Source organism: Lacinutrix sp. (assembly GCF_037625555.1).
Lineage (GTDB): Bacteria > Bacteroidota > Bacteroidia > Flavobacteriales > Flavobacteriaceae > Lacinutrix.
Window position 1 is genome coordinate 1 of the sequence record NZ_JASJHV010000077.1, and the last position, 11,705, is coordinate 11,705.

An 11,705-nucleotide genomic window follows, 5' to 3' on the forward strand; every position below is an offset into this window, starting at 1 on the left:
TCTGGTGGACAAAAGCAACGCGTGTCTATAGCAAGAGCTATTATTAAAGATCCAAAAATATTATTGTTCGACGATTGTCTTTCTGCTGTAGATACAGAAACCGAAGAAAAGATTTTAAATAATCTTAAAAAGGTATCTGCAGGCAAAACAACTATTATTGTAAGTCATAGAATTTCCTCAGCAAAAAATGCTGATCATATTATTGTGCTAGACAACGGCAAAATTGTACAAAAAGGCACACACAATACACTAATTGATAGCGATGGCTATTACAAAGAACTCTATCTTAAACAATTGAGTGAAAATACAACGTTATAGGTAATAAGTTATTAAAAGAAAAACCTTAAAATGTTGTGTGACTTTATTTTTTTTATATTTTTGGAAAAGACAATACTAACAAATAACTATTATGCATAACAACGAGATGATGGAGAAAGAGGAAATTTATTCGAAAGTTTTAAGAGCTGGAAGACGTACTTATTTCTTTGATGTTCGCGCTACTAAAGCTGGAGACTACTATTTAACAATTACAGAAAGTAAAAAATTTACAAACGAAGATGGATCGTTTCACTATAAAAAGCACAAAATCTACTTATACAAAGAAGATTTTAATGAGTTTAATGATATTTTAAGAGAAATGACAGATTATGTTATTGCTGAAAAAGGCGATGAAGTAATTAGTGATCGTCATCAAAAAGATTTTAAGAAAGAATATGACACTCCTGCTCCAACTAAAGCAACTGTAACCTCTGAAACTGGAGAATCAACAGAAAGTGGAACTTCTGCAGAAAGCAGATTTACAGATGTAGATTTCGACGATATATAAAATGCTATTAGCATTTAACTGTTTACAGTTAGGTCGGAAAACACTATTTCTAAAAAGAGATAGTGTTTTTTTTTATGCTATAATTTTACTGCCAGCAAAGCAATAATTAAAGTTGAAATAATAAAATAAAACGCTACGCTTACAGAAAAAAGAAGAGTTAAAATTATGGCTACAAAAACAATCCATAAAGGCACAAGAGTAATCGATAACGCAAACCTAAAAGTGGCTGTAAATTCTATTTCTTTAATTTTAGGTTGTGCAACTTTCTTCCATATAAAATATGGCAACACACAAAATACTTTTAATAGAAATTTAAAAAATGATTTTATGTAATTGTTACTATTTAGAGCTTTTGTACTACAAACTTTAAAATTAGATTTTATACAGGAATTTACTTTTTCTGGTTCTAAAAAGTTAACATTTAAATCTTCTAACTTAGATAATGTACTATTATAAAGCTCTTGATCAATATGTGTTGTGAGCTTTGTTAATGCTTGATGAACGTCATGCTTTAAGTTTTTAATAGCAAGATTCTTATCTTCTAGAATATATTTTGAGGCTTCAATAGGTTTACCAAAAACAACTAAGGCTTCATCTGAAAAAGCTTCCGCATCATTGTAGTTTAACCCAACTGGAATAAGCTGTAGTTTAGACGCTTTATTTTCCTCTAAAACACCTAAAACTATTCTTGTAAAACCCTTACTTAAAGGCCTTACAGTACGTTTTAAATTATGGCTTCCTTCTGGGAAAATAGTAACAGCTTGATTTGTATTTAATATAGAAACACACTGACTAAAGATTTCATTGTTTTGAGTTATGTTTTGCCATCCGTCTCTAACACGATATACAGGAATAAGCTTTAAGGTTTTTAAAACCTTACTTACCAATGGTTTTTTAAAAACTTGAGCTCGAGTTAAAAAATAAGCAGTCCTACCAGAACTCACAGCCATAATTAATGGATCTATTAAAGCATTTTGGTGGTTACCCAAAAAAAGAACTGGTTTATCCTTTGGTATAAGACCTAACTTTTTAACTTCAATTTTCTTGAAATAAAAAAACAAACCTATATTAATGTAAGTTCTAACGCAAAAAAGTAAAAGTGATTTCAAATTGTTATTTTTAATTCGTTTTACGAGACCAATATAGAGATAAAATTAATCCAGAAATAATATGCCATATTCCCCAAAAAGCTGCAATTAAGGCCATACCACCTAAGCCATTAAAAAACGTAAAGATTAACAGCAATCCCAATCCAGAATTTTGAATACCTGTTTCTATCATTATTGTTTTTTGGTTTTTAAATGAAAGTTTAAACAACTTAGCTACTAAAAAGCCTAGCAATAATGCCAAAGCGTTATGAAAAATACCAATGCCAATTACATTTTTAACGTAGCCAACAAAAACATCTAAATTATTATAAAAAGCAATACAAACTATAGCTATAAATACTATTATAGATAATGGTTTTAATAATTTTGAAAGCCTAATTACCAAAGTTTCATATTTATGTCTCACCAACATACCAAGTATTAAAGGAATTCCTAGTATTAAGGTAACCAGCTTTAATAATTGAAGAAAACTAAGATGAACTTCTTCTAATAATATTGCAGTTGGTGTGTATAAATTACCATACAATTCAAAATTAATTGGTGTTAAAAAGACTGCTAATATAGTTGCAAAAGCTGTTAAGCTTATAGATAAAGCGGTATTGCCTTTTGCTAAATGCGTCATGAAATTAGAAATATTCCCTCCAGGACAAGCAGCAACCATAAACATGCCTAAAGCAATACTAGGCTGTGGCTTTAGCAACAAAACAACTAAAAATGTTATGAAGGGTAATAAAACAAACTGAGACAAAACACCTGCAATTAACAATTTAGGCTCTTTAAATAATAGCTTAAAATCTTTTACAGCAATACCCAAGGCGACACCAAACATTACAATTGCAAGAGCAATATTTAATACCCAAAGTCCTTGAGTATCATAGTTTATAATAATACTATCTAAAGTCTCCATAATTAAGATACAGGAGTTCCGTTTTTAATGTTAGCCTCTGGGTTAAGTAATATTACATCTTTTCCATTTACGGCTCCAAGAACTAAACATTCGCTCGTAAATTTGCCTACTTGTTTTTTTGGGAAATTTACAACTGCAAGAATTTGCTTGTTTAGTAATTGTTCTTTTTTGTAAACTGCTGTTATTTGAGCTGAAGATTTTTTTACTCCTAAACCTCCAAAATCTATAACTAATTGATATGTTGGATTTCTAGCTTCTGGAAAATCGTTAACTTCTAGTATTTTACCTACACGAATATCTACTTTTGTAAAATCGTCGAATTGGATGGTGTTGCTCATGAGTTAAATATATGAAAGTAGAATTGCTAAGGCAAATTAGATGTTAAAAAGGTATATTTGTTTCTCTAAGTTTAAAGTATACAAATGAAGCAATTACAAGGAAAAACAGTACTAATCACAGGAGGAGCATCAGGTATTGGAAAAATTTTAGCTCGTCTATTTCTAGAAAAACAAGCTACAGTTATTATTTGGGATATTAATGAAGTAAGTATTGCAGAAACCATCTCTAAGTTTTCGTCTTTAGGAAAAATTATTGGCTATACAATAGATGTTTCTAATGGAGATCAAATACAAGAGATTGCACAAAAAGTAATACAAGATTTTGGAAGTTTAGACTACCTTATTAATAATGCAGGTATTATTATTGGTAAATATTTTTATGAACACTCAACTCAAGACATTAACAAAACCATAGACATTAATGCAAATGCTCCTATGCTTATTACGCATGCTTTTTTAGAAGGAATGTTAGCTAAAAACTCTGGTCATGTTTGCAATATTGCATCTTCTGGTGGTTTAATTTCTAATCCAAAAATGTCTGTTTATGTGGCGAGCAAATGGGCTTTAATAGGATGGTCTGATAGTTTAAGATTGGAAATGAAAAAGCTAAATAAAAAAATACATGTTACTACAATAATGCCTTATTATATAAATACAGGAATGTTTGATGGTGTAAATTCTAAAATACCAATACTTAAGCCTGAAGCAGCTGCCCTTACTATATTTAAAGCTATTTTAAAAAACAAAAAAATGGTAACTATTCCTGGTTACATGTATCGTTTCATAAAATTAGGTCAAGCATTTATGTCTATTAATTTCTTCGATTGGTTTGCTGGTAGCTTTCTTGGCATTTACAGTACAATGGAAAAATTTACTGGTCGTGAAAAATAATTAAAAAAGTATAATGGAACAAAAAAAAAAAAACAAGTCACTTAAAATTTTATTCTCAAAAAACTATTGGAATAGCGACATTTATAGGTGGACCTTTAGCAGCTGGTTATTTAATTAGGGAAAACTATCTTTCTTTAAACAAACCTGACGAAGGAAAAAAAGCTCTAATAATTGGAATAATTGCTACTATTATACTGTTTGTTTCACTGTTTACAATCCCAGAGAACATAATAGATAGAATTCCAAATCAAATTATACCACTAGTATATTCAGGAATTATATATTTAATAGTAGAAAAAATTCTTGGAGAGACATTAAATAAACATAAAGCATTAGGTAATGAGTTTTATTCTGGATGGAAAGCTGCTGGAATTAGTTTTATGGCTTTGTTAATACTATTTATTGGAATTTTTGGATATATTTTTCTTTCTCCAGATGGTGAGGAATATGAAATTTATGAAAATGAAATTGCTAAATTTTCAAAAAACGAATCTGAAACTTTAGTTTTTTATAACAATATAGATACAGAATCTAAAGCGTCTTTGCTTAACGAGCTTGATAAAATAATTATTCCAAAATGGGAGGAAAATATTGAAATTATAAATAAAACAAATACTATAGAAAACTTATCGATTGATTTCCTAGAACAAAATAAAATTTTGCTAAAATACTATAAGCTAAGACTTAAGACTTATGACTTTTAAATTATTTAGAAAAGTAATTTCAGAAGATTCTGAGGAGTATTATCAAGAATTAGAACAAATCCATAATGAAATTGATGAGCAACTAGATTTATTAAACTAAATCCAATTTTCTCTTTCCATTAAACTCTTTATATGTGCAAAATGATGATTACTATGCCACGCATAAATTCCTAAATTTTCGTTTAATGCAACTGTTTCATTTCCATCAGGATGTATAAATGTGCGTTTTAAGTCTTCACTAGTTAAGCCTTTTAAAAAGCAAACTAATTTTGCATGAATAACTTTTATATGCAATAATGAATTTTAAATAATATCATTATAATTGTGTAGTTGTGACTATGCGTTTTCATCGTATGCTTTTATTACAGGATTATCTTCTGTAATAGCCCATTTAAAACGAGTATAACTATTATGGTGACTATCGCTTATGTGATGAATAACTTGTCTTATTGTCCAACCACCTGGGCTGTAAGGAGTATTGAGCTATATATTATCAAGATTTTTAACTAAAGCCTAGGCGGTTTGGAAATTGTTCTAAAACAAGAATCCAATCTGTAATATGTTGAGATATAATTTCTGTAGGACACTTAAACTTTCCTATTGGATATTTTAAGATTTCTAATTTTTGGTCAATCATTTATCTATTTAAAAATCTTATTCTTTTTCACTGTAAACTTTAATAAACTGTTTAGCTCTTCTATTTCCAGTATTATATTTCAATGCTTTTTTATAATTCTCTAAGGCTATTAAACTGTCTCCACTTTTAGCGTAAGCATCTGCCAAACTATCGTAAACATTATCACTTGTTGGGTGTAATACAGCGTTTAACTTAAAAACCTCTATTGCGTCTATATAATTTTTATCATCAATATATTTATAACCCAATCTATTAAAATCGTATTGATTTAAATACGCACTATTAGAATCTAATTTTTGAATTTCCAAATAGCCTTCCAATGCCTTGTCATATTCTTTATCATTTAAATAGGTACTTGGAACTTTAATAGAGTCTGATAATTTTTTATAAGTTACTCTTTCATTGGTTTCGGTATTGTTTTCAGGTATTTCGGAGATAGTATAAATTTGAGATTCTTCAGATTTTAAAAATTCAATTTTCTTATTCATTTCCTTGATAAAATAAGTGTTATTACCTAAATACAACGGTTCAATTTTATCTTTACCTCTCCATTTTAAAAAAAGCTCATTATTTTCATAATAAACCTCAATAACTTCATTTTCGGTAAGCAAATAACGTCCTGTTGTGTCTTCAATAAATTCTGAAGTATAATTAGCAGTCTCACCACAGGCTAGCATTAGCATTAAAAAAAGTGCGTAAATAGAGTGTTTTAATTTCATTATTTATGTTTTAGATTGGTTGCCAAATATTTTATAAAAGTACTAAATGTTGCGCATAAAAAAACGCCTCATATAAATGAGACGTTTTAAAATTATTTTTGTTACTAAATTTTAAGGATAACTTTAATGATTTATAGAGAAACGCACCTTTTTTTACAAAAAATGGTTTACTAGCTAATTTTCATAAGCTCTACATCGAAAATTAAAGTAGCATCTGCTGGTATAACTCCTCCTGCTCCTCTAGAGCCATAACCTAAATCACTTGGTATTACAAAACGTGCCTTATCTCCTACTTTTAGTAAGCTAACACCTTCATCCCAACCTGCAATTACTTGTCCCATTCCTAGAGCAAAATCAATTGGCTCGTTACGTTTGTATGAAGAATCGAACACTGTACCATCTGTTAATGTTCCTTTATAATGTACAGAAACTGTTTTTCCTTTTTCTGCTTGAGCTCCATCTCCTTTTTGAAGAATCTGGTAACGCAAACCGCTTTCAGTTTGCTCAAAACCTGCTGAATATTTATCTAATTCTGCTGCTTTTGCTGCTCTTTCTTCTGCTATTCTTTTTTCACATGCGCCTTCGAAAGATCTAAATGCTTCAATTGCATTAAACTTTTCTGCTACTGCACCAACTTTTACAATCTCTAAAGTTTCAATTTTATCGCCTTGAGCTATAGAATCTACAATATCTTGTCCTTTTATTACATTACCAAAAACAGTATGATTTCCATCTAACCAGTCTGTAGCAATATGCGTAATAAAAAACTGACTTCCGTTAGTTCCTGGTCCAGAGTTAGCCATAGATAAAACTCCTGGTCCACTGTGCTTTAGGTCTGGATGGAACTCATCGTCAAACTTATATCCTGGACTTCCAGTTCCTGCTCCTTGTGGACAACCACCTTGAATCATGAAATCTGCAATTACTCTGTGAAATATTAAACCATCATAATATGGTGTTCCTTGAGGCTTAGCAGAGTTTTCCAAATTACCTTCTGCTAAAGCAACAAAATTACCTACTGTTCCAGGTGCTTTTTCAAATTCTAGATTTACTAAAATTGTACCTTTATTCGTGTTAAATTTTGCGTATAAACCGTCTTGCATTGTCTTGTTTTTTTAATGAGGTGCAAAGATAGTAAGAAGTTAAAAGTTTTATGTAATGTGTTCTACCTTTTTTTTGAAGTGTCTTTTTAATTACTTTTAAATTGAATTTTATTAGATTTGAAACAAATTAAATATGACTATGGGAGTTTTTGGAAAACTAATTAACAGTAAGCAAAAAGGAGATGATACCAGTAACGAAGATTATATTAAAACAGTAATTAGTTCTAGTGAGAATGAGCCTTTAGCCTTGTCCAACAATAGTATTATGTATGTTGGGTATAATGAATTAGGAGGTTATTATTATTTACAAACCTTTATTGTTGGCCGTTTAAAAGTTAAAACAAAAAATGGTGCTACATTGGATATAGAAGGCAATAATTATAATTTAAAGCTAAATTCTGATATGCCTGAGTTAGAATCTGAACCAGCACATCCTTTAGAAGGCTATGTTACTAAAATAGACTTTCAAATAGAAAAAAATGATGTAGAAAAAATAAAACGCTCCAATATTAAAACACTTACTTTATTTGTTAAAAAAGAGACACATGTTTTCTTAATCTATAAAAAGGAAGAATAGTTATATACTTATTTTACACCTTAAAGGTTAACAAATTGTTTTAACATAAACTAAAAAGCGTATTTATAAATATAAATACGCTTTTTAGTTTATTATAGATTAATTATTAGGTTAGTTGGCAACTTCACTTATAAATTTAATACGATAGAGACGTAATTCTTCATCATCGTAATCACCATCAAACTCGTCTATTGCAACGTCAATTTTATCGGTTTCAGATTCCATGAAATAATCATGTAGTTCTTCTTGTTGGTCTTCGTCTAGTAAATCGTCTAGCCAATAATTAATATTAAGCTTTGTACCTGAATATACAATTGCTTCCATTTCTTTTATAAAATCTGCCATTTGCATACCTTTTGCAGAAGAAATATCTGTTAACGGTAATTTTCTGTCTACATTTTGAATAATGTAAAGTTTTAAACCAGAGTTTGTACCTGTAGATTTTACAACAAAATCGTCTGGTCTCATGATATCGTTTTCTTCTACATACCTATCTATTAGTGCTACAAAGTCTTTTCCGTATTTTCTTGCTTTACTTTCGCCTACACCATGAACATTAGAGAGTTCAGCTAAAGTAATTGGATATTTTAAAGCCATATCCTCTAAAGATGGATCTTGAAATATTACAAATGGAGGCACACCTAATTTCTTAGCACTTGCTTTTCTGAGGTCTTTTAACATTTTCATTAGTGCCTCATCAACAACTGCTCCTCCTCCTTTAGAAGCTGTTACTATATAATCATCATGGGAAGCATCAAAGGTATGATCTGCTGTCATCATAAAAGATTTAGGACTCTGCATGTATGCTTTTCCTTCTTTTGTAAGTTTTACTACACCATAAGTTTCAATATCTTTTTTAAGATAGCCTGCAACTAAAATTTGACGCAATAATGCCATCCAATATTTTTTGTCTTTATGTTTACCATTACCAAAAAATGGTAGAGTATCGGTTTTATGAGAACTAATCATTGCATTAGAGTTACCAGTAATAACGCTAACTAAATCTTTAGATTTATATTTTTCATTTGTAGCCTGTACAATTCCTATAAATAACATAGCTTCCTCTTTGGCTCCATACTGCTTCTTTGGATGGCGCATATTATCGTCCATATCACCACCTTCTCCAGTTTCAGAATCAAACTCTTCACCAAAATAGTGCAAAATAAATTTTCTTCTGGATATAGATGTTTCGCAATACGCTACAACTTCTTGTAAAAGTGCATGCCCAATTTCTTGCTCTGCTACTGGCTTACCAGACATAAATTTCTCTAGTTTCTCAATATCTTTGTAAGCATAATAGGCTAAGCAATGGCCTTCACCACCATCTCTTCCTGCGCGTCCAGTTTCTTGATAATAGCTTTCTATACTTTTTGGAATATCATGATGAATTACAAAACGTACATCTGGCTTGTCTATTCCCATGCCAAAGGCTATAGTTGCAACAACCACATCTATGTCTTCCATTAAAAACATATCTTGGTGACTTGCTCTAGTTTTCGCATCTAAACCTGCATGATATGGCAAAGCCTTAATACCATTTACTTGTAAAACTTGTGATAATTCTTCTACTCTTTTTCTACTTAAACAATAAACAATACCAGTTTTACCTTCGTTTTGTTTTACAAAACGAATAATATCTGAATCTACATTTTTAGTTTTTGGGCGAATTTCGTAGTATAAATTTGGTCTATTAAAGGATGCTTTAAAAGTTGTAGCATCTGGCATCCCTAAATTTTTAAGTATATCTTCCTGTACTTTAGGAGTTGCTGTTGCTGTAAGACCAATAATTGGGATATTATCTCCAATACGTTGTATTATGTTTTTTAAATTTCTGTATTCTGGTCTAAAGTCGTGTCCCCATTCACTTATACAGTGTGCCTCGTCTACAGCCATGAAAGATATTTTTACAGTACGTAAAAACTCAACGTTTTCATCCTTTGTTAAAGATTCTGGCGCAACGTATAATAGTTTTGTTACTCCATTAGTAATGTCTTCTTTTACCTGTTTTATCTCTGTTTTATTCAATGAAGAATTTAAAACATGAGCCACACCATGATGGTCTGAAACACCGCGAATGGAATCGACCTGGTTTTTCATTAAAGCAATTAGAGGTGATACAACAATTGCTGTTCCTTCTTGCATTAATGCTGGTAATTGGTAGCATAAAGATTTTCCTCCACCAGTTGGCATAATAACAAAAGTGTTATTTTGAGAGAGAATACTTTCTATAACGGTTTCTTGTAATCCTTTGAATTCAGAAAATCCAAAATATTTTTTTAAGGCAGCTCGTATTTGATTTTTCACTATATCTATATAAGCGATTAATTATTTACACATTATTAAATTAGTAAAACAACTTCGATATTCAACACTAATAGTATGAATAATTAAAGTATTCTTTTTAATTTTTCGCTAAATTTGTCAAGATTATCAACAATTATAAAAAACGAAGTATTTTACGTAATATTTAAAGATAACAAAATCTTTTGAATTGCTAACTAATCCTAAAATGATAAATTTTGAATACTAAGGATTCTATTCTAAAAATCGCCAAAGAAACTATAGCACTAGAGAGTGCATCTATTAATAATTTAGCGACTTTAATTGATGTAGATTTTGCTGAAGCTGTGCAACTTATATACAACTCTAAAGGCAGAGTAATAATTACTGGAATTGGTAAAAGCGCCATTATTGCTACTAAAATTGTAGCTACAATGAATTCTACAGGAACTCCTGCTGTTTTTATGCATGCTGCAGATGCTATTCATGGAGATTTAGGATTAATACTTGAAAATGATGTTGTAATATGTATTTCTAAAAGTGGAAATACACCAGAAATAAAAGTGTTGGTGCCTTTAATTAAGAATGCAAAAAACAAAATGATTGCCATTACAGGAAATAAAGACTCTTTTCTTGGCACCCAAGCAGATTTTGTTTTAAACGCTTTTGTTGCAAAAGAAGCTTGCCCAAATAATTTAGCACCAACAACAAGTACAACCGCACAATTAGTAATTGGAGATGCTTTAGCAGTTTGCCTATTAAAAATACGTGGTTTTTCGAGTAAGGATTTTGCTAAATACCATCCAGGTGGTGCATTGGGTAAAAAATTATATTTAAGAGTACAAGATTTGTCTTCTGTTAATAAGAAACCACAAGTAAAACCAAATACTGATGTGAAAAAAGTAATTATTGAGATTTCTGAAAGCATGTTAGGTGTTACTGCTGTTGTAGAAAATAATAAAATTGTTGGTATTATTACAGATGGTGATTTAAGACGTATGCTTACTAAAGTGGATGTTTTCACAGGCTTAACTGCAAAAGATATAATGAGTAGTTTTCCAAAAACTATTAATGAAGACGCCATGGCTGTAGATGCAATGGAGCTCATGGAAACTCATGGTATTTCTCAATTACTAGTAGAAAACAATGGAAATTATGCTGGTGTTGTACATTTACATAATTTAATAAAAGAAGGTATTATTTAATGGCAAAGACAGATATAAATAGTATGTCGTTTTTAGACCATCTAGAAGATTTAAGATGGCATTTAATTAGAATATTTATGGCTATAGTAATCTGTGGTACTGTTGCTTTTATATTTGGTACATTTATATTTGAAAATATAATTATGTGGCCAAAAAAAATGTCTTTTCCAACCTATCAGTTATTATGTAATATCTCAAACTTTTTTGGTATTGAGGACACTACTTTTTGTCAAGCCGAGTTTCCTTTTATTATTCAAAACAGAACAATGGCTGGACAGTTTTCAGCTCATATCTGGACTTCTGTTTATGCTGGTTTTATTGTTGCTTTTCCTTTCGTAATATATCAACTTTGGCATTTTATTAGCCCAGGAATGAAAGTAAACGAACGTAATAGCTCAAGAGGTTTTAT

General features: G+C 30.2%; 14 protein-coding genes and 1 pseudogene. 7 read left to right on the top strand and 8 right to left on the bottom strand.

Annotated features, from left to right (window positions below; translation table 11 throughout):
* Both QNK89_RS06635 and QNK89_RS06640 read left to right on the top strand, forming a co-directional pair.
* A partial coding sequence (locus QNK89_RS06635; RefSeq protein ID WP_340170236.1) for an ATP-binding cassette domain-containing protein occupies positions 1 to 318 on the top strand: 318 nt, incomplete at its 5' end.
* A 91-nt stretch (positions 319 to 409) separates the two neighbouring features.
* Positions 410 to 826, top strand: a complete 417-nt coding sequence (locus QNK89_RS06640; RefSeq protein WP_340170237.1) for a PUR family DNA/RNA-binding protein — start codon at positions 410 to 412, stop codon at positions 824 to 826.
* Positions 827 to 903: 77 nt separating this feature from the next.
* Here the strand turns inward: QNK89_RS06640 and QNK89_RS06645 are convergent, their stop codons facing one another.
* Genes QNK89_RS06645 through QNK89_RS06655 form a run of 3 tightly spaced genes read right to left on the bottom strand, consistent with a single transcriptional unit; the run spans position 904 to position 3,180 of the window.
* Positions 904 to 1,935 carry a 1-acyl-sn-glycerol-3-phosphate acyltransferase gene (locus QNK89_RS06645; protein ID WP_340170238.1) on the bottom strand — a complete coding sequence of 344 codons (1,032 nt, stop codon included), beginning with the start codon at positions 1,933 to 1,935 and terminating at the stop codon, positions 904 to 906.
* Between the two features lie 10 nt (positions 1,936 to 1,945).
* Positions 1,946 to 2,842, bottom strand: coding sequence for a bile acid:sodium symporter family protein (locus tag QNK89_RS06650; RefSeq protein ID WP_340170239.1), 897 nt, complete (start codon positions 2,840 to 2,842; stop codon positions 1,946 to 1,948).
* 2 nt (positions 2,843 to 2,844) lie between these two features.
* On the bottom strand, positions 2,845 to 3,180 hold the full coding sequence (locus tag QNK89_RS06655; RefSeq protein ID WP_340170240.1) for a tRNA-binding protein: 336 nt from the start codon (positions 3,178 to 3,180) through the stop codon (positions 2,845 to 2,847).
* A gap of 84 nt (positions 3,181 to 3,264) precedes the next feature.
* On the opposite strand from QNK89_RS06655, the gene QNK89_RS06660 reads away from it, so the two are divergent.
* Together QNK89_RS06660 and QNK89_RS06665 are read left to right on the top strand one after the other, a co-directional pair.
* Positions 3,265 to 4,071 (top strand): SDR family oxidoreductase, encoded by an 807-nt coding sequence (locus QNK89_RS06660; RefSeq protein ID WP_340170241.1) that lies wholly within the window; start codon positions 3,265 to 3,267, stop codon positions 4,069 to 4,071.
* Between the two features lie 380 nt (positions 4,072 to 4,451).
* Complete coding sequence (locus QNK89_RS06665; RefSeq protein WP_340170242.1) at positions 4,452 to 4,775, top strand: hypothetical protein; 324 nt, start codon at positions 4,452 to 4,454, stop codon at positions 4,773 to 4,775.
* A 96-nt stretch (positions 4,776 to 4,871) separates the two neighbouring features.
* Here QNK89_RS06665 and QNK89_RS06670 read toward each other — a convergent pair.
* The 4 genes and pseudogenes from QNK89_RS06670 to QNK89_RS06685 all read right to left on the bottom strand — a co-directional run bounded on the left by QNK89_RS06670 (position 4,872) and on the right by QNK89_RS06685 (position 7,234).
* Positions 4,872 to 5,225: pseudogene (locus tag QNK89_RS06670) on the bottom strand (DinB family protein).
* A 52-nt stretch (positions 5,226 to 5,277) separates the two neighbouring features.
* On the bottom strand, positions 5,278 to 5,412 hold the full coding sequence (locus QNK89_RS06675) for a hypothetical protein (protein WP_340170243.1): 135 nt from the start codon (positions 5,410 to 5,412) through the stop codon (positions 5,278 to 5,280).
* Between the two features lie 17 nt (positions 5,413 to 5,429).
* A complete protein-coding gene (locus tag QNK89_RS06680; protein ID WP_340170244.1) occupies positions 5,430 to 6,131 on the bottom strand; it encodes a tetratricopeptide repeat protein in 702 nt (233 codons plus the stop codon).
* Positions 6,132 to 6,301: 170 nt separating this feature from the next.
* Positions 6,302 to 7,234, bottom strand: a complete 933-nt coding sequence (locus tag QNK89_RS06685; protein ID WP_340170245.1) for a peptidylprolyl isomerase — start codon at positions 7,232 to 7,234, stop codon at positions 6,302 to 6,304.
* Positions 7,235 to 7,367: 133 nt separating this feature from the next.
* Between QNK89_RS06685 and QNK89_RS06690 the strand changes: the two genes are divergently transcribed.
* Complete coding sequence (locus QNK89_RS06690; RefSeq protein ID WP_340170246.1) at positions 7,368 to 7,811, top strand: hypothetical protein; 444 nt, start codon at positions 7,368 to 7,370, stop codon at positions 7,809 to 7,811.
* 111 nt (positions 7,812 to 7,922) lie between these two features.
* Here the strand turns inward: QNK89_RS06690 and QNK89_RS06695 are convergent, their stop codons facing one another.
* On the bottom strand, positions 7,923 to 10,124 hold the full coding sequence (locus tag QNK89_RS06695; protein ID WP_340170249.1) for an ATP-dependent DNA helicase RecQ: 2,202 nt from the start codon (positions 10,122 to 10,124) through the stop codon (positions 7,923 to 7,925).
* Between the two features lie 206 nt (positions 10,125 to 10,330).
* Between QNK89_RS06695 and QNK89_RS06700 the strand changes: the two genes are divergently transcribed.
* Together QNK89_RS06700 and QNK89_RS06705 are read left to right on the top strand one after the other, a co-directional pair.
* A complete protein-coding gene (locus QNK89_RS06700) occupies positions 10,331 to 11,296 on the top strand; it encodes a KpsF/GutQ family sugar-phosphate isomerase (RefSeq protein WP_340170247.1) in 966 nt (321 codons plus the stop codon).
* On the top strand, positions 11,296 to 11,705 hold a 410-nt coding region (locus QNK89_RS06705), incomplete at its 3' end, for a twin-arginine translocase subunit TatC (protein ID WP_340170248.1). The genes QNK89_RS06700 and QNK89_RS06705, both read left to right, overlap by 1 nt.